Annotated in this window: 17 protein-coding genes and 4 pseudogenes; 12 read left to right on the top strand and 9 right to left on the bottom strand. The window is 38.8% G+C overall.

The window, feature by feature from the left end; translation table 11 throughout:
* Positions 1 to 24: 24 nt before the first annotated feature.
* Together KA717_07745 and KA717_07740 are read left to right on the top strand one after the other, a co-directional pair.
* Positions 25 to 621, top strand: a complete 597-nt coding sequence (locus KA717_07745) for a Uma2 family endonuclease (protein ID UXE64585.1) — start codon at positions 25 to 27, stop codon at positions 619 to 621.
* 495 nt (positions 622 to 1116) lie between these two features.
* A complete protein-coding gene (locus KA717_07740) occupies positions 1117 to 2595 on the top strand; it encodes an ABC transporter ATP-binding protein (protein ID UXE62627.1) in 1479 nt (492 codons plus the stop codon).
* 379 nt (positions 2596 to 2974) lie between these two features.
* On the opposite strand, the gene KA717_07735 is transcribed toward KA717_07740, so the two are convergent.
* Positions 2975 to 3853, bottom strand: a complete 879-nt coding sequence (locus KA717_07735) for an ISKra4 family transposase (protein ID UXE64584.1) — start codon at positions 3851 to 3853, stop codon at positions 2975 to 2977.
* The gene (locus tag KA717_07730) at positions 3841 to 4083 is read right to left on the bottom strand and encodes a hypothetical protein (protein UXE62626.1); all 243 of its coding nucleotides are present in this window, start codon (positions 4081 to 4083) and stop codon (positions 3841 to 3843) included. Before KA717_07730 ends, KA717_07735 begins: the two co-directional genes overlap by 13 nt.
* Before the next feature lie 29 nt (positions 4084 to 4112).
* Here KA717_07730 and KA717_07725 point away from each other — a divergent pair, with 29 nt between their 5' ends.
* Both KA717_07725 and KA717_07720 read left to right on the top strand, forming a co-directional pair.
* Positions 4113 to 5414, top strand: coding sequence for a hypothetical protein (locus tag KA717_07725; GenBank protein UXE62625.1), 1302 nt, complete (start codon positions 4113 to 4115; stop codon positions 5412 to 5414).
* Between the two features lie 3 nt (positions 5415 to 5417).
* Positions 5418 to 6380 (top strand): toll/interleukin-1 receptor domain-containing protein, encoded by a 963-nt coding sequence (locus KA717_07720; protein UXE62624.1) that lies wholly within the window; start codon positions 5418 to 5420, stop codon positions 6378 to 6380.
* A gap of 188 nt (positions 6381 to 6568) precedes the next feature.
* Here KA717_07720 and KA717_07715 read toward each other — a convergent pair whose 3' ends face one another.
* Positions 6569 to 7663: an aromatic ring-hydroxylating dioxygenase subunit alpha gene (locus KA717_07715; protein UXE62623.1), complete on the bottom strand. Its 1095-nt coding sequence runs from the start codon at positions 7661 to 7663 to the stop codon at positions 6569 to 6571.
* Between the two features lie 84 nt (positions 7664 to 7747).
* On the opposite strand from KA717_07715, the gene KA717_07710 reads away from it, so the two are divergent.
* The 7 genes from KA717_07710 to KA717_07680 all read left to right on the top strand — a co-directional run bounded on the left by KA717_07710 (position 7748) and on the right by KA717_07680 (position 14333).
* Entirely contained in the window at positions 7748 to 8209 is a 462-nt protein-coding gene (locus KA717_07710; protein UXE62622.1) for a hypothetical protein, read from the top strand.
* 123 nt (positions 8210 to 8332) lie between these two features.
* Positions 8333 to 8683 carry a hypothetical protein gene (locus KA717_07705; GenBank protein ID UXE62621.1) on the top strand — a complete coding sequence of 117 codons (351 nt, stop codon included), beginning with the start codon at positions 8333 to 8335 and terminating at the stop codon, positions 8681 to 8683.
* Positions 8684 to 8700: 17 nt separating this feature from the next.
* Complete coding sequence (locus KA717_07700) at positions 8701 to 11361, top strand: efflux RND transporter permease subunit (GenBank protein ID UXE64583.1); 2661 nt, start codon at positions 8701 to 8703, stop codon at positions 11359 to 11361.
* Between the two features lie 166 nt (positions 11362 to 11527).
* Positions 11528 to 11782 (top strand): DUF4258 domain-containing protein, encoded by a 255-nt coding sequence (locus KA717_07695; GenBank protein ID UXE62620.1) that lies wholly within the window; start codon positions 11528 to 11530, stop codon positions 11780 to 11782.
* 14 nt (positions 11783 to 11796) lie between these two features.
* Positions 11797 to 12027 (top strand): DUF2283 domain-containing protein, encoded by a 231-nt coding sequence (locus tag KA717_07690; GenBank protein ID UXE62619.1) that lies wholly within the window; start codon positions 11797 to 11799, stop codon positions 12025 to 12027.
* Between the two features lie 161 nt (positions 12028 to 12188).
* The gene (locus tag KA717_07685) at positions 12189 to 12680 is read left to right on the top strand and encodes a transposase (protein UXE62618.1); all 492 of its coding nucleotides are present in this window, start codon (positions 12189 to 12191) and stop codon (positions 12678 to 12680) included.
* A gap of 573 nt (positions 12681 to 13253) precedes the next feature.
* A complete protein-coding gene (locus KA717_07680; protein UXE62617.1) occupies positions 13254 to 14333 on the top strand; it encodes an IS1 family transposase in 1080 nt (359 codons plus the stop codon).
* 267 nt (positions 14334 to 14600) lie between these two features.
* Here KA717_07680 and KA717_07675 read toward each other — a convergent pair.
* Both KA717_07675 and KA717_07670 read right to left on the bottom strand, forming a co-directional pair.
* A pseudogene (locus KA717_07675) lies at positions 14601 to 15937 on the bottom strand (IS5 family transposase).
* Positions 15938 to 16272: 335 nt separating this feature from the next.
* A pseudogene (locus KA717_07670) lies at positions 16273 to 16965 on the bottom strand (transposase).
* Between the two features lie 75 nt (positions 16966 to 17040).
* Here KA717_07670 and KA717_07665 point away from each other — a divergent pair.
* Positions 17041 to 18322: pseudogene (locus tag KA717_07665) on the top strand (ISKra4 family transposase).
* A gap of 293 nt (positions 18323 to 18615) precedes the next feature.
* Here the strand turns inward: KA717_07665 and KA717_07660 are convergent.
* The 4 genes and pseudogenes from KA717_07660 to KA717_07645 all read right to left on the bottom strand — a co-directional run bounded on the left by KA717_07660 (position 18616) and on the right by KA717_07645 (position 22045).
* Entirely contained in the window at positions 18616 to 19332 is a 717-nt protein-coding gene (locus KA717_07660) for a hypothetical protein (GenBank protein UXE62616.1), read from the bottom strand.
* A gap of 50 nt (positions 19333 to 19382) precedes the next feature.
* Positions 19383 to 20664: pseudogene (locus KA717_07655) on the bottom strand (ISKra4 family transposase).
* A gap of 66 nt (positions 20665 to 20730) precedes the next feature.
* A complete protein-coding gene (locus tag KA717_07650; GenBank protein ID UXE62615.1) occupies positions 20731 to 20904 on the bottom strand; it encodes a hypothetical protein in 174 nt (57 codons plus the stop codon).
* Between the two features lie 61 nt (positions 20905 to 20965).
* Complete coding sequence (locus KA717_07645; GenBank protein ID UXE62614.1) at positions 20966 to 22045, bottom strand: IS1 family transposase; 1080 nt, start codon at positions 22043 to 22045, stop codon at positions 20966 to 20968.
* Positions 22046 to 22100 lie beyond the last annotated feature (55 nt).

Raw genomic sequence — 22100 nt, 5'->3', positions numbered from 1 at the left:
GATGCAAAAAATAGAATGATAACCATGATTGCTTTACCAGACTACAACTATCTAACCCCTGAAAACTATCTCAAAAATGAAGAAAAAAGTCTGATTAAACACGAATATATTAACGGAGAAGCTTATGCAATGACCGGCACAACAGACAGTCATAACACAATTGCTCTGAACCTTGCCAGTATCATCCGTAACCATTTACGAGGAACCGATTGTCGTGTTTATTTTGCCGATATTAAAGCCCGACTGGAAAAACGAAACTGTTTTTATTATCCCGATATTTTGGTGACTTGTGATCCTCAAGACCGAGAAACCTCTACTTATAAACGATTTCCAAAATTAATTATTGAAGTGTTATCAGAGAGTACAGAATCCTTTGATCGCGGTGATAAGTTTAATGATTATCAAACTTTAAACAGTTTACAGGAATATGTTTTAGTGAATAGCCAACATCAGCGAGTCGAAATTTTTCTACGGGATGAACTCGGACGATGGTTTTATCGTAGTTATAATGAAGTAAAGGTTTGCTTTGAAAGTCTAAATTTAACAATCAATCTCTCCGCAATTTATGAAGATGTAGAGTTACCCATTACTGATGTTAATCGTCAAAATATTTCTCTCTAAAATTATCAAATCTGTTTCAGTTAAAGAAAACTAAACGCGATCGCCCTTTTCAACTAATCCATAAACTGCGATCGCCGTTAGTGGATTTTGTTATAATGGTATGGGTTTTGTCGTAAGAGGAACGGTTATGAAAGCTTTTAAGCAATAGCGACGGTTACTAATCCCAAAAGATTACTACTCGATTGTCTTTTTTCAATAATACAAACTACCGATCGGTGTTTATGTGCTATCGTCAATTTCTCGGATACTCTTGTTCGTTTTCTCGAACAAACATTGCCAGACTTTTTGGCACCTTTCGCTTATCGTGATATTTATCGTTCTCTATTTTAGTTCATCAAAGTACGATACCCGCCCTGGTGCCTCGGCGCAGAGTTTTTCTGTTGCTCGACCTATCTCTTCCTTCAACACACTTTGATTTGTCCTACTTTCTGGTAAAACCACTGAATATCTCATTTTCATATTATAATCCTTAAATAAATTACTGATTTTTCACGAATGAGCCGTGCCGAGCTAGAAGAAAGAGCATCTGAAATCGAAAACAGTGTCGCTTCCAATGACTTAAATGCCGCAACGAAACGACTGATGGATTTTTGTGTTGATTTTTCGCAAGACAAAAAAGATAAGCGTGAGAGCATCAATATTCGGGCGGAGTACACCGAACTCAGGGAGGATTCGCGTACTCTTGGCAAGACGGATTTAGTTAATGAGAGATTTGCAAAGCTTAGACGAGATATTTTGGATTTTATTGATCAAATTAAGGAGGAATACGAACAAGTCCTTAATCCGTCTAGGCGTGACGTATCAACAGAACTTGAAGAAGTGGTTGAATCTGAGACTTCAAAAGAGACCATATTATCCAACCCTCACAATTTTAATGAGCCAACAGATTTGTCTAAGATTTTAGACAATCCCGAAGAAAAAATCAGCAACAACCCCAATACACCAATGACTGATTTGCAACGAGCCAAACAAAAATTTTTAGACGCTCGAAAGCAACATCCGCCTGAATCTATTAATATTGCTGAGGATAGAGATATTGTCTTCGCGGGGATTCAAATCACAAAAAGTTACAAAAGTCGTGCCGTCAAATTTAAATTAAATCCCATCGATCTAACTCTAAGACGTGGGGAAATAACGACTATTGTTGGTGAAAATGGTAATGGCAAAACTACTCTATTGAGAATAATTGCTGGTGAGTTAAAAAATAGCATGGGTAAGCTTGGGTATCCTGCTTTAACGCTCAACGGTCGAGAAGATTGGTATTCAATTAAACAACAAATCGCTTACATCCCCCAGCAAATAGAGAAGTGGAACGGTTTATTGATGGATAATTTACACTTTGCTGCGTCCATTCATGGTATTACAGGAGATGATAATCAAGACCAGGTTGATTTTATTATCAGTCGTCTAGGATTGGAGCAGTATCGCAAAGCGACTTGGGATGAAATATCAGGGGGATATAGAACTCGATTTGAGTTAGCAAAAGCTCTCGTATGGACTCCCAAGCTAATTATTTTAGATGAGCCATTAGCAAACCTCGATATCAATACCCAAATTTTATTTTTACAGGATTTAAGAGATTTGGCAAATTCGAGTGCTAATCCGCTATCTGTCATTGTTAGCTCACAACATTTATATGAAGTTGAGGATATTGCTGATAATATTATTTTTCTTAAAGGAGGTAGTGCTATCTATAATGGTTCAGTTGCTGATTTTGGGGAAGATAGAAAGGAAAATTCCTATGAAATAGCAAGTAATCTCTCGAAGGATGAATTATTCGATGTACTAGAAAATTTTAGTTGTCACAGAATTGATCAAGAAGGAAAAAGCTTTGTTATTCATACAGACAGAAATATTAAAGCTCATGACCTACTTAAAATTTTTATCAATCAGAATATCTCTTTAAAATATTTTAGAGACATTAGTAAATCTACTCGTAAATTGTTTGAAGAAAAACGCTTTGAGGATAAATAATTATGAATATACCTAAGCCAGTCTTTCGGATTTTATTTCCTCGATTTCTACAAGACATAAACCATAAACTTTTGCTAGGCAATCCTCGACTATGGGGACTGAAATTGCATTACGTTTTTTATTATTCTCTACTTGCAAATCTGAGTATTTTTTTATTGGTGCTAGTCACGCCAATAAATTACTACCATTATCCAATTTTTTTATGGGGTGGGACTATTATTATTGCTATTCTCGAAGCTATCTTTCTTATTTATTGGTTTAAATTGCAGTCAACTTATAATATCGAGAAAAAACATGGACATTTTAGAAGACACAACACATTAATTGAAGTCGGGTGCATCCCACTTAAGATAATACATTGACACTCAAAAGAGGAGACTTAAGATAATACATTGACACTCAAAAGAGGAGAGTGATTGAGATAAGCACATCGTAGCCGAAGAATACGAGAAACATTATGAAGATGCCAACGTGCTCCCGACAATTTAACCCTAGCTCCCACCTGTTTAATCTTAGACTCCACATCACCAGAACCAATCACAATACCAAGCTGTTGATAGTATTGGTAATCAGGGATACGCTGATAATGCTTCGTCAAATAGGCTTGAAAATTCTTTGCCCTCTTGCTTTTGACTCCATCAAACGCATCTATTGCCTTGTTCACAAAACCCCGCCACAGTAAATGCTCCACTGCTTCTAGCCGTTTGAGAGAGCCACCCACTTTGAACAGATTCTCCTTGAGATGATACCAATCCAACACCTCTCGTCGTATCAGCCACGATTGAGTGGCGAAACTCTCTACCGCATTCCAGATTGCGGGATGACCATCTCCCAAAAAGGTCACTATTGGGGACAAAGGTTGAACATTGCTCCAATTCTTTAAGCCCTCTGGGTCTTGGAAAAAGGCTTCACAGACATTGCCATGAAGACTCACCAGTTTATAATCTCGCCACTGTCCCCCTTCCTTCTCCTCGCCCCGCAGACAAATCTTTCCCCCATCTATACTGACCCCCGCACTCTCTGACTGAGCTTGAGCTAAGGGCAGTTCTGTCCGTTCTACCAAGCGATGTAAACTGCTATGTCCTACTTTTATCCCCATCAACTCCTCTATATCTTCTTCTGCTTGTTGGTAGGATGTTTTCGCACTGGCTCTTAGACAGCATTTCTCTAAACCTGGACTTAAGACGATTTTTGGCGACACCTTTAGTTTTCTGGCTTGTTTTTGGCTTATTTCCACTTCTCCGACTAGGGTTTTGATTTTTCGCTTGTTTCCAGACCGTTTTTTTCCCCCTTCTGAAAAAAAAACTCCCCCATTGTTGGCCCCACAATTTCTAACATCTGGGTTCTGACTTCTACTTCGATGCTTCCAAAGTCCTTCTGTTTCTCTGGTTCCGTATATTTGCGCAGGATACGGGCTGATTCGGTGAGATGCTGTTTTAACAGTGCTTTTTCTTCTGGGGGAATCGGTAACATACTTTTTTCGCTCATCAGTTTTTTTCCATTTTACCCCAGATTCTATGTACTACTTTATCCGGGATGTACCCATTGAAGTCTTTGGGTATTGTGCTTGCATTCTTCTGATTGTTTCTGGAAACCTAGTTTTTTTAAACTCGCTTGAGTTAAAACTTTTAGTGAACAAAGAAAGACTCATCGTCAATACAATCATTCTTGACGCAATTGATATGTCTGGTGTCGAAGATTTTGATTTAATCTATAGCTATTACAATGAGAAAAAAAATAATGGGTCAGCAGCAATACATCGCAACTATAAAAATTACTTTAGAGATATAAAAAAATACATTGTTAAGGATGATTTTGTAAAGTATGTTAGCAAAGACTCGTTAAATTATACAGACGCACTAATTACTGACACTGGCACTGATACTGACAGTGAAAGAAATTATTGCTTAATGGATAAGGGAAAAATTGATAAGAGAAAAATTGATTTATTACAAAGGTCTATGGGAAAGGAAAGTCTCATCTTTTATTTGATAAATAGAAATGATTCAGCTTGTAAATTATTAGATATGTTTCTTAATAGTCAATCTGAAAAAAAATCACTAAATGAGAAATCTCTTTCTAATATTTTGGATTCGATAAAAAATGGAACAATCGATGACTTTTTGGCAATCATCAAAGAATCTACTGGCACTAATATAGAAAATTTAGTGTCTCAAGATATTAAATTCAATAATATGGATAGTGAATTAGAAAAAAGAAAAGCAGCAGAAGAAGTAATCGAAAGCAATATTAACATTGTTTCTATCATTCGCTCTGGGTATTATAATAATATGACTATTTTTTATTTATTTTTTGTTCCCGAAATACCGTCATTATTTATTTTTTGGAATATTTTATTATTATCTGTAACTATAACAATTTTATGCTTCTTCAAAAGCACTTATTTTTTCGATTTTTGGTTATCTCTTTTGTATACGATTATTACATTTATTTGTGTGATGTTTATAATCTGGATTTGTAGTTCATTTTCTTTGACAACTGATCTGAAGCCTTTGACACAGATTCTTGTTTTTGTTGGGTTGCCATGTCTATTTATCATATTTCAATCTCTAAAGCCAAATAAGAACAAAATTTATTCATCATTTAAGGTATTTAATCTAGTAGCCGCACCATTTGCAATAGTTATTTTTATTTGTTTTTTGCAGATGTATTTATACGCTCAAGCTTGGCTTCCAAGGACAGATATAAACGAGGTTGATGTAACGATATATACTTTTGTAAATTTTCTAGTTTATCTTCCTTTCTTATCTTTTACAAAAAATCAATTACTTTACCAGTTATCTCTATCTAAAGAATAATCTATGAATACCAGTCTAACAACGATTAAAAGCTTACTTCAACAAGATGAAGTAGAAAATGCCCTCTCTCAACTGACAGAGATTACCAAAGAATATCCGTCTCGTTATCAGAATGAAATTATTTTACACACGGCCAATTTCAGACAAATTGAAAATGAGAAACGTAAAGGTCTCGTTAGTCTCGAAGAATTCAGACGTGAAAAATCTCGTATTTTGAATGCACTTCTCGACTTTATTTGTGAACTTGAGCGTGAAACTCCAATCCACAGTAACAAAATTATAGATACTTTCTCAGGCTTAATGCCATCTGAAGAAAACGCCTCTTTAGCCGTAAATTCTTCTAAAAATAGCTCTGAAATGATAGAAATCTTTATTTCTTACTCTCATAAAGATGAAAGCCTACGAGAAGAACTTGATATTCATTTAGCAAATCTCAAGAAGCAAGGAAAAATCTCTGCATGGAATGATCGAGCAATAGAGGCAGGGACAGAATGGGATGCTGAAATCAAAGCTCATTTGGAATCCGCTCAAATTATCCTGCTATTGATTAGTCCACCCTTTATGGCATCAGAATATTGCTATGACTTAGAAATGCAGCGAGCAATGGAACGTCATCAGGCAGGAACCGCCAAGGTAATCCCGATTATTCTTAGACCAACTGACTGGAAAGATACACCCTTTAGCAAATTACAAGCATTACCAAAAGATGGCAAACCGATTACGACCTGGGAAAATCAGGATGAAGCTTTCTTAAATGTGGTTCAGAGTATTCGTAAAGCTATCAATGGGCGGTTTCTAAAGGATTGGCAGCTAAAATCAGAATCTTTTTCGGGGTCATCGCACTCTGTCAAACGAAAGCTAACCCTCATCCTAGCATTAACCCCTAAGTTCAGAAGTCAGGAAAAAATAGAACTTAATAAACTTCAATACCCTTCATCACTCGGTCGGCGATCGCTGTTATTTTGAATCAAGAGATTGATGGGATCACTTCATTTGATTGGGACATTCTAGCTGTAAATGCTGATCGCCAAAGGGGGCATCTACTAATTTGCTAATCTTATGGGTGAAGTCAGCAAATACAGATAGATTATTTTGGTGTGATGTTTCAGCGATCGCCTTTTATTTCAATGAAAAGTCAACTGTTCGTACTTCCTTTAGCTCTGTTCCAAAGAGTCTAAAACCGGAATAGCCGCTTGAGCTTGCTGACGAATGAGGGATTGAACTTTCCCTAAAGTGGGATTAACTTCATAACTGCGATGCTGGGGATTTTTACTGTAATACTCCTGCTCCTGCTCAATCATAATCACATCCTGTCGTATTAATCCCTCTAGCATTTTACGGGCTGAACCAAAGAGTTTATCCTTTAAAAACTGCCGAAAGGCGATCGGTAATTTATGCAACTTTGGAAACGCATTTAAGGAAGTAAAATGAACTAAATAGGCGCGAGTCTGGGTTTCACTAATCGGACAAAAAAGACAATAAATCTTGAAATCATTACCGAGAGTTGAGTACCAATGCGGATAAAGATAACTCACCGTTAACGGCTCAGAATGTAGTTTTCGTAAAGCAGGAAAAAAGAGTTGGGAAATAGACCAAATTCTATCAATTTTATAATAACTCTGAGCATCATAATAGGCATCTATCCGTTCTGAATCGGCTTGAATTTGGAGCAAACTAGCAGAAGCCCAAGCCTGATAACTATCATGTAAATGACCATGATACATATCCATTAAGTTTTCAATTAAAAAGGAAAAATGTCCTTGACAATCAATGGTGGCCACACTAGCAATGTAATTCAGATGTGACCATTCAGGTAAAGAAAGAGGATTGAGGGATTTGGTTTTAAGCAGTTCTGGATCGCCTGGATAAAGCCAAATAAAACCATCTTGTTCTTTGACGGGATAGGTACGTAGTTGACAGGTGGGTAATTTTTGATTTTCTGCTAAATAGGGAATAAAAACACATTCTCCCTTCCGATTAAATTGCCAACCATGATAAATACATTCCAAATGATCCCCTACAATTTGTCCTTCGCTTAATTTCACCTGACGATGAGGACAGCGATCCTCTAGCCCTTGAACCAGCCCTTGGCGATCGCGGTAAAGAACAATATTTTCATGCCAGAGGACAACACTGAGAGGCTGATCCGTTAACTCAGAACTTTGGGCAACCACATACCAGTGATTCGGATTGATGGGACAGGTACGGATAGCGGCGGCACGTTGACCAAAAGTAGAGACCACAGACATTTGGACGCTTTGGGATAGGAGAATGAAGGGATTAAATCCTATTTAGCGTAACATTAAGCCAGGAAATTTCAGAAGAAAGTTGCTATGACGGAATGGGTTCAAGTTAAGGGCATTATTCGGCCAGGCCATCAGGTGGCATCGGGTCAATCACCCCAAAGTCCTTACCCCCAAGGAACGATCGCCTTACAAACGCCTTTTTTTCAGTCATTAGGATTGGATCTAACTGCTTTTTTTGCCGGAACGCTGAATGTGGAGATCTCACCCTATTCCTATCAAATACTTGCGCCAGAATATACTTTTTTAGCTGTTGATTGGTCAGCCTGCCATCCACCCGAAAATTTTTCTTTTTCTCCCTGTTATTTAAACCATCAAGGCGATCGCTATCGTAGCTTAGTCTATTATCCCCATCCTGAAACAAAACGAAGTCATTTTCAAAACCCCAATCTGTTGGAAATTCTATCGCCATTTATTGCTGATTTAACCTACGGTCAAGAAGTCACACTTGAACTGAATTCTCAAGCCATTTGCCTACAATTGCCGACCTAAATTTGATTGTGCAGGGTGATGAACTGTCTCTTTTTTTGATTACAATCAGCAAGGATTTGTTAAACTTAAATTACCAATTTTAATCGCTAAGATTAGCTCTAGCAACTTTCTTGATTTCTAACCATGAAAAAATTCCAGTATTATGGAGCGTTTCTGGGACTGGTGGCCACAATCTGTACTGTCCCGTTGCTCGCGGCCCCAAAACCAAGCACGAAAGCTCCCTCCGTCACCCCGATCACCACTATCAACTCCTTTGAGGATTATCAAAAAGACTGTCTAAAACGAGTCCGTCAACAGGGATTAACGGATGATGTGGGTCTGGATATCTGCAAGTGTACTATAACTCAATTCCGTAGCCAATACAATATTCAACAATTTAGAAATTTGGTACAAAAGGCAAAGGCCGATAAGACGATCGCCCGTAAATTATCCGAGGTGGGAGAAGCCTGTTTTGAAAAGGTATTATACGAGTAGTTTTTAACCGTTTGCCGATGTTCCTTAGTGACCGCTTGAATATTTCCCGTTGGGCGATTAACCATCCCTGGCTGACCATTTCTTTTTGGATTGCCCTGTCCGTGGCGGGTCTGTTGGCTTTTAGTACGCTCAAATATGGTCTATTTCCAGAAGTTGCTTTTCCCGTCGTGATTGTCAATGCCACCATTCCCCTCAGTTCTGTCGCGGCAACAGAAATCCAACTGACCAACCCGATTGAGCAGCAATTAACGTCTTTGCCTAATCTGACCCTTTATTCTTCTACCTATGGAGGGCGATCGCTGATCACGGCGGCCTTTGATGCGGGTTTAAATTTGGATCAATCCACTCAACAGGTCAAGACAGCCTTAGAGAACTTAAAATTACCGACAGGAGCCAAATTTGAGGTTTTTCCCTTCAATCTCAACGAATCCCCCGCCGTTACCTATGCCATTGTTCCGAACGAGAAAATAGGGCAAAGTTTAGAGGATTTAGAAACCCTTACCCAAGAGCAAATTATTCCCCGTTTCAGTGAACTAGCAGGGGTTTTAAGGGTTAATTTATTGGGAGATGGCAATATTCGCCCCCCCGCCGATCCGAACTTACCCGATCCCAATCCGCCGACCCTGACTCGTTGGCAAGGCCAGGATGTTTTAGCGGTTCAGGTGATTAAAAAAGCAGATGCGAATACCTTGGAGGTGGTTCGGGAAGCTCAAAAAGCGGCCACGACTTTACAAAAATCTTTTCCCAATCTGAATTTAGTCTTGGCAGAAACCCAGGCCAATTACATTCAAGAAGCGACGAATGCAACGCTAGAATCCTTGATGGGTGCCATTTTTCTGGCTGTTTTGGTTATTTTTCCCTTTCTCCGCAGTGGTTGGGCTACCCTAATTAGCGCGATCGCCATTCCTCTGTCTTTGTTGGGAACGGCATTGGTGATGGCCATTGGGGGTTTTAATCTAGAAACTCTAACCTTGCTGGCGTTGGCCCTGGTAATTGGTATCGTTGTGGATGATGCGATCGTGGATGTGGAAAATATTAGTCGTCACCTAGAAGCGGGAGCCTCTCCCAAACAGGCGGCTATGCAGGCAACCGAGGAAATTGGTTTAACGGTCACGGCTACGACGCTCTCTATTGCGATGGTCTTTTTACCGATCGCGTTGATGGGGGGAACTTTAGGACAATTTTTCAAACCCTTTGCCATTACGGTGACAGCCTCGGTAATTTTTTCTCTTTTAGTAGCCCGTACCCTTTCTCCCGTTCTAGCTATCTTTTGGTTACGTCCCCCAAAGCCAGGTAAGAAAAGCCAGGGGTTTTTAGAACAGGTAATTCACCACTATGGTCGTCTGCTGGGCTGGTCTTTAAATCATCGTCAGGCCGTTATGGGAGTCGCGATCGCCAGTTTAATCATCGGATTAGCCTTAATTCCCCTCATTCCCCAGGGCTTTATTCCTACCTTAGATCGGGGCGAATTTAATGTGGTCTATAGTTCGGCTTTACCTAAATTAGCGGGAAAATTGAAGCCGGAAAATGGGGCGGTGGATAGCTCCAAAAGTAGCGGTGGAGCTTTTGATTGGATCTCAGAAATTGCCCAATCGCCTGAACGTTTTTTGCTGCGAAAAACTCGACGGGTGGCAGAAAAATTAGAGCCAACGCTCTTACAAAATTCCCAAGTTGAATCAATCTTTACGGTGGCCGGTTTGCAAGGCAATCCTCTCAAGGGCAATATTTATACCAAGTTAAAATCTTCGCGATCGCAAACCACTGCCCAGGTACAAGAAACCGTCAGGGCTGATTTACCCTCATTACCAAAAGTAACGACTAGTGTGGAAAATATTCTCTTTGTGCAAACGGGGGATGATAGTCCTTTAAAAGTGGCCTTAAGGGGTGAAAATTTATCCCAACTTCAGGCGATCGCGACCAAATTTAAGGAGGAAGTAGAAAAAATTCCAGGTCTAATTCAAATCAAACTAACAGGAGCCGATTACAGTAGCGAAATTGAACATTTTCAAGGGAAACGGGCCGTTTATCTGAGTGCGAACCTGGCCTCCGATCAGGCTTTAGGCAATGTTACTGAACAAGTCACACAAATCGGGCGATCGCTGTTACCCCAGGACATAACCCTAGAACTGCAAGGAGATTCGGCCCGCATCGGTCAAGTTTTTGCGGAATTTGCCTTAACTCTATTGCTTTCTTTGGTCGCTATGTTGACAGTTTTAGTTTTGCTCTTTCAAGGTTTTAAGGAACCGTTGGTGATTGGTCTTTCCCTACCCTTATCGATTGTGGGAGCCATGCTCGGCCTACTGATTACCCAAAGCGATTTTGGCATGATTTCTCTCATTGGTTTAATTTTTCTATTGGGTCTATTGGGGAAAAATGCCATTTTATTAATCGACTACGCTAATCACCTACGAGCAACAGGAATAGAACGGCGTGAGGCTCTGATTACAACAGGTTTAGTGCGTTTTCGTCCCATTGTGATGACGACAGGTTCAACGATTTTGGGGATGTTACCGTTGGCTTTAGGATTGGGAGCCGGAGCGGAATTAAGACAACCCATGGCCGTTGCTATTATTGGAGGTTTAACGACTTCTTCTCTCCTGAGTTTGATCGTTGTTCCTGTGCTTTATACATTAGTAGAGGATGGCTGGCCAAAAGGTTTGAGGTATAAAAATGACTGATAAAAACCAACGTGATCGCAGTTTTAGTTTAATTAACAGGAAGACGGCGATCGTACCTAAGTACAATATGTTTTTGGGGTTGTGTTCCTTCACTTGAGATACGGGATCGGCGATCGCATATTCAAAAATGAATATGTTAAAATACCTACAATAATATTTTTCAGCGATGAAACCAATTCGTTTATCCAAACACGCTCAAGAACAATGTTTAGAAAGAGGTACAAACGAGTTAGAAGTTGTTCATGCAATTCGTACTGGTATTTGTCAAAAAGCAAAAGCTGGACGGTTTAAATATCAGGCTACTTTTCAATATGATGCAGTCTGGCAGGGTAAGTTTTATACTCTCAAAAAGGTTGCACCAGTTGTTGCTGAGACTGAGTTGGAATTAGTTGTTATTACAGTTTATACTTTTTATTTTTAAGAGGAGGCAATTTTATGAAAATTAGCTATGATAGTGAAATTGATGCGCTCTATATTAAACTAGTGGAAGGAAACCAAGAGTGTAGAATACTTCAATTAACAGAAGAAATCGCCTTGAATATTGGTCAGAATGAGTTATTAGTCGGCATTGAAATTCTCGATGCTAAGGAAATTTTAGGTTCGGGAAATGTACCTAATGTCATTTTAGAGAATATTCCTTTTTCGGTTCAAACTATAGCCGTTTAGATAAGATAATTGCGATCGCTCTTGATCATTGGCAAAACTGCGATCGCCGATTAGTATGTCTCAGTCTCAAAAGCGATCGCCATTTAACCTAATCCTCTCCCTTTGAAATGTTGGGTTTCCTATTGTCAACTTAATACAATATCTAATTTTTCTAAGAGTCTATGCAATTGAAAGCCCAGAATTTTACTATTAAAATGAGAAATTTGCCCCATTGGGAATTGCTGGGTTCGGTTTATTTTATTACGTTCAACACTTGGGAAAAGTTGGAACTCAATCATTCTGCTAGAAAACTTGTGTTAGATTGCTGCCTATTTTTTGATAAAAATCAGATTGAGAATAAGGCAAGGTATCATACATTTGCATTGGTAGTTATGCCCGATCATGTTCATTGGTTGATGCAACCTTTGCCCAAATCCGACAATAAATATTGGTCACTCAGCAGTATTTTACACAGTATTAAAAGTTATAGTTCTAAACAAATTCCTCAAGTTATGAAGCATATTGGAATAGTTTGGCAAGTTGAACGGTATGATCGGATCGTCAGGAATCATCAAGAGTTTATTAATTTTTGGGAATATATTCGGCAGAATCCTGTTAAGGCTGGCTTGACAGAACGTCCTGAAGATTATCCTTTTTTATGGGAAGAATTCTAACCGTAGGATAGGCTTCCAGACTGTCCTGTTAATGGGAAAAAGCAACAGGCAAGATGCCTGTTCTACTAATCAGCTATTTGATGGATTTACATCAGTCTAGGTTTCAGCCTGTCCAGTTAATAAGAAAAATAATTCAAATCGTAGGATAGGCTTCCAGCCTGTCCTGTTGCTCAAAAAAGTGGTATAGGTTGCCAGCCTGTCTTGTTAATGGGAGAAAACAACAGTCAAAAAACAACAGGCAGAAAGCAACAGGCAAGATGCCTGTTCTACGGGACACAAACAACCCTAAACCCAATGGTTCGATCAATAATACTATCACCCCTGAAGCTTCGAGAAAAAGAACAACAATCATTTTGTGAACTAGTAAAACAGCCTCCTCTCACTACTTTTTGACTGCTTCCTGTATTTAGGGCTTGCTGAAAAAGTCGGTACTGGTATCGTGTGATCAAAGCTAGAAAAAGTTATGGTGTAAGAGTTTGAGAAAATAGAAAATAACTTACGACTGGACATATTCCCGTTTTTGTTATACTATTATTATTGTCATTATATTAAAGAAAGGGAAAACGGAAAGCAATGTCAACATTGAATAAAAGCTCAATTGACCTCCTAAGTGATATTGGCTTACCTCAAGAGAAAGAGGAAGCCTTATTTCAGAAAAACTGCCCTCATTGCTATAGTGAAAAAGTAAAAATACATTCTCATTACCAAACGAAAGGTAACGGGGAACGTAAAATGTTCATCTGTCAAGAATGTAGTTCTTGTTTTGCTGAGACTTATGGTAGCGTAATCGCTGGCTTAGAAACCCCATTAAGTGAAATTGTAAAAGTATTAAAAGCCAGAATGGAAGGAATAGGATTAAATGCAGCAGCCCGAGTATTCGGCTACGCAAAAACAACAATATTGAATTGGGAAAAGAAATTATCAGGATTACAAGAGACATTATTTTTATACGCCTTAGTGAATGAATTTGTTAAATTAGTAATAGAAGGGGATGAACTATACACAAAAGTTGGAAAAAATAAAGAAGCAAGTGCCTCTGAGGGGTGGACAATCGTGCTCATGGACAGGGCTAGCCGCTTTATTTGGCATTTAAAATGTGGTAAAAAAGAGCAGAAATTATTTCTAGAAGCAATGATGACGGTAGCGGAATTATTTGAAAGGAGTGCAGAATCTCTCCAGTTATTTACAGATGGAGAAAAGCGATATAGTCAACTGCTATTTAATATTTGTCACGAAGTATTAAGGACTGGGAAGCGAGGTCGTCCCACCAAAGTATTACCGAAGGGTATGGTGGTAAGATTAAAAAATAAGAGTAGTAAACGTCGAGATTCTGAGGGTAAACTAGAGAAAGTAGAAACTCCGAAAACTGAACATCCTGAGACAACAGAAAAACCAGAAGACAAGGATGTTCATGCCAACCACGTTGAGGCATTTAATAGTTCTCTACGACGCTATTTAGCCGCCTTTCGTCGTCGAACAAATACTTATGCTAAATCTGTTGTGGGATTACAGCGAGTGCTAGATATTTTCTGGATGGTTCATAACTTTGTTCGCAGCCATTTTACGACGAAAAAAGTTCCTGCGGTAGCTCTCGGTATAATTCAAAAAGGGTTAACTTGGGAGGACTTACTCCAAATTCGCCTGATTTGTTGAACCTCTTGTATTGCAACGTTTATAGCTTCTAGCTAGACGATACCAGTGCCAAAAAGTCAAAAAACGAAAGAAATGTGGGTTAGGGAAGTATGGACTGAAAAAGCATAGATAACTTATCCTTATGGAAACAAATCAAAATACAGATTTTGTTTAATCTATTGTTCCTTTCTGTCTAAAAAGGTCAACACAAATCACTCCTCACAAAAGAGAGGAAAATTAACACCATTTTTCACAAGAAAAACGACTCTACAACTTTTTACTTTTTGTCTTCTGAAGTAGAGTAGAAAGATTCATTACCAAAAAGTTCATCGCAATTACCGTTTCCGAGGTCTCAGGTAGTTTGGCCATCACTCGACCAAGACTAAATTTCCTCTTTCCCTGTCCGAATTTACCCTCAATGGCATTACGCACTCTTTCATCTGAGCGTGCCTCTTTCTTTTTTTCTTTGCTCACCTCTTTCGGCGGTCTTCCCAATCGGGGACCACTCATTCTTATATCCCTTTCTTTACAATAAGCTCGATTCGCTTTTGTTCGATAGATTTTATCCACATGAACCGATTCCGGATAACATCCTGTTTCCCTTTTATATTCTTCTATTCGCGCTTGTAAATCTCCCGATTCGTTGTAATTATCCCAACTTAATTTGTCTAAGAAGACAAAGCCATTCACATTACTTGCCGATATTTTAGCTCCAAACTCTACTGCTTTTCCCGCTTTTCCACGCACTATTGGACGCACGTGAGGTTGGCTTACACTCACAATTCTGTTTTCTACTTTATTTGTCTTTTTTTCATACATTTCTAACTGTTGCTCATACACTTTTCCTATCGTTACAAGCTCTTCTTGCTCTTTTTTCGTTAGTTTTTCTAACTTTGCTCCCTCTTCTATCATTTTTTCTATATGAGACAAGTTTCTTTTTATATATCCTAGTTGTTTTTTTGTTCCTTTTCTTCTTTCTTTTTTTGACACACGACGTTTTTTTGCTATGGCTAAGTACTCTTTTCTTGCCACTTCCCTATAAGTCCTCGGCTTTTCTTTCCTTTTCTCTTTTATTTCTTCATACAGCTTATCTATTATTTTTTCTGTTTTTTCTCTGGCATCATTCAATATTCCTATATCCGTTGGATATTTTATATCTGCTGGTGTACAAGTCGCATCTAACAATAACTTTCCTTCATTTTCTTTTTTTTCTGACGCTACACCCGTCGCTTTTTTTCTATTTCTTTATTAATTTTATTTATTAATTCCATTCCTATTTTTTTACGAAAATGAACCATCATTGACGCATTAAATGCTTCTTTGCTACTATAGCTTTCCATTCCTATAAAGTACTGTAAATAAGGGTTCTCTTTTATTTATTCTACTGTTTCTCTGTCACTTTTTCCTGAAATTTCTTTGATAATTAATGCTCCTAATGCCATTCTAAATGATTTGGCTGGGGCTCCTTTTTTTTCTGTGAAGTTTTTTGCATATTCTTCCTCATATTCTTCCCAGGGAATCATTTTTGACATTTCTATCCAACGATTTTCTTCGTCTAACTGCCCGCCGAACAGATTTTTCAAGTTTTCTGGTGTTTCAATTGAGTACTGTTGCTTTCGGTACATCTGCTTTCTCTCTTCTTAATGCAATGGTTTTGAGGCATTCTACCCTATTTTCGTGCATTCTAGCGGTTCTTAATTCGCCTACTATTTTTCTCCGTAAAGGTTTCAGCTTTTTTCAGCAAGCCCTATTTAGGGCTTGCTGAAAAAGTCAAAAAACGAAAGAAATGTGGGTTAGGGAAGTATGGACTGAAAAAGCATAGATAACTTATCCTTATGGAAACAAATCAAAATACAGATTTTGTTTAATCTATTGTTCCTTTCTGTCTAAAAAGGTCAACACAAATCACTCCTCACAAAAGAGAGGAAAATTAACACCATTTTTCACAAGAAAAACGACTCTACAACTTTTTACTTTTTGTCTTCTGAAGTAGAGTAGAAAGATTCATTACCAAAAAGTTCATCGCAATTACCGTTTCCGAGGTCTCAGGTAGTTTGGCCATCACTCGACCAAGACTAAATTTCCTCTTTCCCTGTCCGAATTTACCCTCAATGGCATTACGCACTCTTTCATCTGAGCGTGCCTCTTTCTTTTTTTCTTTGCTCACCTCTTTCGGCGGTCTTCCCAATCGGGGACCACTCATTCTTATATCCCTTTCTTTACAATAAGCTCGATTCGCTTTTGTTCGATAGATTTTATCCACATGAACCGATTCCGGATAACATCCTGTTTCCCTTTTATATTCTTCTATTCGCGCTTGTAAATCTCCCGATTCGTTGTAATTATCCCAACTTAATTTGTCTAAGAAGACAAAGCCATTCACATTACTTGCCGATATTTTAGCTCCAAACTCTACTGCTTTTCCCGCTTTTCCACGCACTATTGGACGCACGTGAGGTTGGCTTACACTCACGATTCTGTTTTCTACTTTATTTGTCTTTTTTTCATACATTTCTAACTGTTGCTCATACACTTTTCCTATCGTTACAAGCTCTTCTTGCTCTTTTTTCGTTAGTTTTTCTAACTTTGCTCCCTCTTCTATCATTTTTTCTATATGAGACAAGTTTCTTTTTATATATCCTAGTTGTTTTTTTGGGTGCGACCTTTAGTTGATGAAGGAAAAGAAAAGTGTTAACATGAGATGAAAAGTGACAAAGAGGAAACAATGATGACAGCAAAACTAATTAATGTAGAGGGTTCAAAGATAAAAATAGAACTAACATTAGAACTCAGTCGTTCAATGTTGGATACAGAAATAAATATTCAAAAAGGCTTAAACGAAGTAGGTTGCATCGCCAGCAAAGAAGCCTTGAAATATTTAGATACAGATGGTTCACCCTTAAAAATCGGTGAAGAAATCTGGAAGAGTAAGGGAGAGCAACCGAAAGAATATCAAACACCTTATGGTGAGGTTATAGTGAATCGTCATGTATATCAGCGTTCACCTTTGAGGAAAAACGTATTGCCCCTTAGAAAGAGAAGCAAGGATAATCATAACATCAACGCCATTATTGGCAAAACAAGTATCCTCAAAAATGTCAGGGATGGCAGGCAAAGAGGTGAAAAATGATTTATTAGAAAATCATGGTAGAAAAGTAGCGCTATCCTATATCCAAAGATTGAGTGAAGCAGTAGGAAGTGTGGTACAGGCAAAAGAAGAAGCGTGGAGTTATGCCCCGCCCAAAGAGGATACCCAAATTGCAACAGTGGGAATAGGATTAGATGGAACCTGTATGCTGATGTGTGAGGATGGCTACCGTGAAGCAATGGTGGGAACCGTTTCCCTATACGATAGTGAGGGAGAACGTCAACATACAATCTATCTAGGTGCGGCACCAGAGTATGGAAAAAAGAGTTTTCTAGAAAGATTGGAAAGAGAAATTGAGCGAGCGAAAAACCGTTATCCAGAGGCAAAATTGGTCGGTATAGCAGATGGTGCAGAATCAAATTGGAAGTTTTTAGAAAAGCAGACGGAAGAACAGATATTAGATTTCTATCATGCCTCTGGTTACTTAGGAGCGTTGGCAGAAGCGTTGCATCCTAATACCGTGTCAAAACAAAAAGAATGGTTGACTAAAAATTGTCGAGAACTCAAGCATGAAAAAGGAAAAGCAGGAGAACTGCTAAATTTGATGAAAGAAGTCAAAGAAGAAAAAAGTCATTCTAAGAATCTTACCGAGAAACTACAAGCGGCGATTACTTATTACGAGAATCATCAGCATCAAATGGATTATGCTGAATACTTAGAGAAAAAGTATCCGATTGGTTCAGGTGTTACGGAAGCAGCTTGTAAGACGTTGGTCAAACAACGATTATGTTGTTCAGGGATGCGATGGAAGGAAAAAGGGGCAGGAATTATTTTGAGCCTACGAGCTTTGGTATTGACCAAGGAACGATGGAGTCAATTTTGGGCAAAACTTGATCAATATGGGTTCCCTGTAGAACCCTGATTACAACAGCTTTTATCAACTAAAGGTCGCACCCGTTTTTTTGTTCCTTTTCTTCTTTCTTTTTTTGACACACGACGTTTTTTTGCTATGGCTAAGTAGGGCTTGCTGAATAAGTCTGCAAATCGAACCTAGATGCCACAGGGCGCGAAAAATGGTGACTTCAGAAATCAGTTTCCGATTTTAACCCACAATTTTCTAGCAAAGTGCATGGATTTTGAGCCTTCAAATGCCATAAGCTTGCACCTAATCGTGTTCAAAAGGGTGCGACCTTTAGTTGATAAAAGCTGTTGTAATCAGGGTTCTACAGGGAACCCATATTGATCAAGTTTTGCCCAAAATTGACTCCATCGTTCCTTGGTCAATACCAAAGCTCGTAGGCTCAAAATAATTCCTGCTCCTTTTTCCTTCCATCGCATCCCTGAACAACATAATCGTTGTTTGACCAACGTCTTACAAGCTGCTTCCGTAACACCTGAACCAATCGGATACTTTTTCTCTATGTATTCAGCATAATCCATTTGATGCTGATGATTCTCGTAATAAGTAATCGCCGCTTGTAGTTTCTCGGTAAGATTCTTAGAATGACTTTTTTCTTCTTTGACTTCTTTCATCAGATTTAGCAGTTCTCCTGCTTTTCCTTTTTCATGCTTGAGTTCTCGACAATTTTCAGTCAACCATTCTTTTTGTTTTGACACGGTATTCGGATGCAACGCTTCTGCCAAGGCACCTAAGTAACCAGAGGCATGATAGAAATCTAATATCTGTTCTTCCGTTTGCTTTTCTAAAAACTTCCAATTTGATTCTGCCCCGTCTGCTATCCCGACCAATGTTGCCTCTGGATAACGGTTTTTCGCTCGCTCAATTTCTCTTTCTAATCTTTCTAGAAAACTCTTTTTTCCATACTCTGGTGCCGCACCTAGATAGATTGTAGGTTGACGTTCGCCTTCACTATCGTATAGGGAAACGGTTCCCACCATTGCTTCACGGTAGCCATCCTCACACATCAGCATACAGGTTCCATCTAATGGGTGCGACCTTTAGTTGATAAAAGCTGTTGTAATCAGGGTTCTACAGGGAACCCATATTGATCAAGTTTTGCCCAAAATTGACTCCATCGTTCCTTGGTCAATACCAAAGCTCGTAGGCTCAAAATAATTCCTGCTCCTTTTTCCTTCCATCGCATCCCTGAACAACATAATCGTTGTTTGACCAACGTCTTACAAGCTGCTTCCGTAACACCTGAACCAATCGGATACTTTTTCTCTATGTATTCAGCATAATCCATTTGATGCTGATGATTCTCGTAATAAGTAATCGCCGCTTGTAGTTTCTCGGTAAGATTCTTAGAATGACTTTTTTCTTCTTTGACTTCTTTCATCAGATTTAGCAGTTCTCCTGCTTTTCCTTTTTCATGCTTGAGTTCTCGACAATTTTCAGTCAACCATTCTTTTTGTTTTGACACGGTATTCGGATGCAACGCTTCTGCCAAGGCACCTAAGTAACCAGAGGCATGATAGAAATCTAATATCTGTTCTTCCGTTTGCTTTTCTAAAAACTTCCAATTTGATTCTGCCCCGTCTGCTATCCCGACCAATGTTGCCTCTGGATAACGGTTTTTCGCTCGCTCAATTTCTCTTTCTAATCTTTCTAGAAAACTCTTTTTTCCATACTCTGGTGCCGCACCTAGATAGATTGTATGTTGACGTTCGCCTTCACTATCGTATAGGGAAACGGTTCCCACCATTGCTTCACGGTAGCCATCCTCACACATCAGCATACAGGTTCCATCTAATCCTATTCCCACTGTTGCAATTTGGCTATCCTCCTTGGGCGGGGCATAACTCCACGCTTCTTCTTTTGCCTGTACCACACTTCCTACTGCTTCACTCAATCTTTGGATATAGGATAGCGCTACTTTTCTACCATGATTTTCTAATAAATCATTTTTCACCTCTTTGCCTGCCATCCCTGACATTTTTGAGGATACCTGTTTTGCCAATAATGGCGTTGATGTTATGATTATCCTTGCTTCTCTTTCTAAGGGGCAATACGTTTTTCCTCAAAGGTGAACGCTGATATACATGACGATTCACTATAACCTCACCATAAGGTGTTTGATATTCTTTCGGTTGCTCTCCCTTACTCTTCCAGATTTCTTCACCGATTTTTAAGGGTGAACCATCTGTATCTAAATATTTCAAGGCTTCTTTGCTGGCGATGCAACCTACTTCGTTTAAGCCTTTTTGAATATTTATTTCTGTATCCAACATTGAACGACTGAGTTCTAATGTTAGTTCTATTTTTATCTTTGAACCCTCTACATTAATTAGTTTTGCTGTCATCATTGTTTCCTCTTTGTCACTTTTCATCCCATGTTAACACTTTTCTTTTCCTTCATCAACTAAAGGTCACACCCCATCTAATCCTATTCCCACTGTTGCAATTTGGCTATCCTCCTTGGGCGGGGCATAACTCCACGCTTCTTCTTTTGCCTGTACCACACTTCCTACTGCTTCACTCAATCTTTGGATATAGGATAGCGCTACTTTTCTACCATGATTTTCTAATAAATCATTTTTCACCTCTTTGCCTGGGCACTGGTATCGTCTAGCTAGAAGCTACAAACGTTGCAATACGAGAGGTTCAAGAAATCAGGCGAATTTGGAGTAAGTCCTCCCAAGTTAACCCTTTTTCAATTATACCGAGAGCTACAGCAGGAACTTCTCTAGTCGTAAAATGGCTGCGAACAAAGTTATGAACCATCCAGAAAATATCTAGGACTCGCTGTAATCCCACAACAGATTTAGCATAAGTATTTGTACGACGACGAAAGGCGGCTAAATAGCGTCGGATAGCACTATTAAATGCCTCAACGTGGTTGGCATGGACGTCCTTTTCTTCTGGTTTTTCTGTTGTCTCTGGATGTTCTGGTTTCGGAGTTTCTACTTTCTTTAGTTTACCCTCAGAATCTCGACGTTTACTACTCTTATTTTTTAGTCTTACTACAAGACCCTTCGGTAATACTTTGGTGGGACGACCTCGCTTTCCAATCCTTAATACTTCGTGACAAATATTAAATAGCAGTTGACTATATCGCTTTTCTCCATCTGTAAATAACTGGAGAGATTCTGCACTCCTTTCAAATAATTCCGTTACCGTCATCATTGCTTCTAGAAATAATTTCTGCTCTTTTCGACCACATTTTAAATGCCAAATAAAGCGGCTAGCCCTGTCCATGAGCACGATTGTCCACCCCTCAGAGGCACTTGCTTCTTTATTTTTTCCAACTTTTGTGTATAGTTCATCCCCTTCTATTACTAATTTAACAAATTCATTCACTAAGGCGTATAAAAATAATGTCTCTTGTAATCCTGATAATTTCTTTTCCCAATTCAATATTGTTGTTTTCGCGTAGCCGAATACTCGGGCTGCTGCATTTAATCCTATTCCTTCCATTCTGGCTTTTAATACTTTTACAATTTCACTTAATGGGGTTTCTAAGCCAGCGATTACGCTACCATAAGTCTCAGCAAAACAAGAACTACATTCTTGACAAATGAACATTTTACGTTCCCCATTACCTTTCGTTTGATAATGAGAATGTATTTTTACGTTTTCACTATAGCAATGAGGGCAGTTTTTCTGAAATAAGGCTTCCTCTTTCTCTTGGGGTAAGCCAATATCACTTAGGAGGTCAATTGAGCTTTTATTCAATGTTGACATTGCTTTCTGTTTTCCCTTTCTTTAATATAATGACAATAATAATAGTATAACAAAA

Source organism: Woronichinia naegeliana WA131 (assembly GCA_025370055.1).
Classification (GTDB): domain Bacteria; phylum Cyanobacteriota; class Cyanobacteriia; order Cyanobacteriales; family Microcystaceae; genus Woronichinia; species Woronichinia naegeliana.
This window is presented reverse-complemented; position numbering and strand designations above follow the sequence as displayed.

Coding starts and splice junctions, on each gene's coding strand:
- KA717_07660 (UXE62616.1), bottom strand. CDS start 19,332: ATGCTGATGTGTGAGGATGGCTACCGTGAAGCAATGGTGGGAACCGTT.
- KA717_07745 (UXE64585.1), top strand. CDS start 25: ATGATTGCTTTACCAGACTACAACTATCTAACCCCTGAAAACTATCTC.
- KA717_07730 (UXE62626.1), bottom strand. CDS start 4,083: ATGAGCGAAAAAAGTATGTTACCGATTCCCCCAGAAGAAAAAGCACTG.
- KA717_07740 (UXE62627.1), top strand. CDS start 1,117: ATGAGCCGTGCCGAGCTAGAAGAAAGAGCATCTGAAATCGAAAACAGT.
- KA717_07695 (UXE62620.1), top strand. CDS start 11,528: ATGAAACCAATTCGTTTATCCAAACACGCTCAAGAACAATGTTTAGAA.
- KA717_07685 (UXE62618.1), top strand. CDS start 12,189: ATGCAATTGAAAGCCCAGAATTTTACTATTAAAATGAGAAATTTGCCC.
- KA717_07700 (UXE64583.1), top strand. CDS start 8,701: ATGTTCCTTAGTGACCGCTTGAATATTTCCCGTTGGGCGATTAACCAT.
- KA717_07645 (UXE62614.1), bottom strand. CDS start 22,045: ATGTCAACATTGAATAAAAGCTCAATTGACCTCCTAAGTGATATTGGC.
- KA717_07690 (UXE62619.1), top strand. CDS start 11,797: ATGAAAATTAGCTATGATAGTGAAATTGATGCGCTCTATATTAAACTA.
- KA717_07715 (UXE62623.1), bottom strand. CDS start 7,663: ATGTCTGTGGTCTCTACTTTTGGTCAACGTGCCGCCGCTATCCGTACC.
- KA717_07680 (UXE62617.1), top strand. CDS start 13,254: ATGTCAACATTGAATAAAAGCTCAATTGACCTCCTAAGTGATATTGGC.
- KA717_07705 (UXE62621.1), top strand. CDS start 8,333: ATGAAAAAATTCCAGTATTATGGAGCGTTTCTGGGACTGGTGGCCACA.
- KA717_07720 (UXE62624.1), top strand. CDS start 5,418: ATGAATACCAGTCTAACAACGATTAAAAGCTTACTTCAACAAGATGAA.
- KA717_07725 (UXE62625.1), top strand. CDS start 4,113: ATGTACTACTTTATCCGGGATGTACCCATTGAAGTCTTTGGGTATTGT.
- KA717_07710 (UXE62622.1), top strand. CDS start 7,748: ATGACGGAATGGGTTCAAGTTAAGGGCATTATTCGGCCAGGCCATCAG.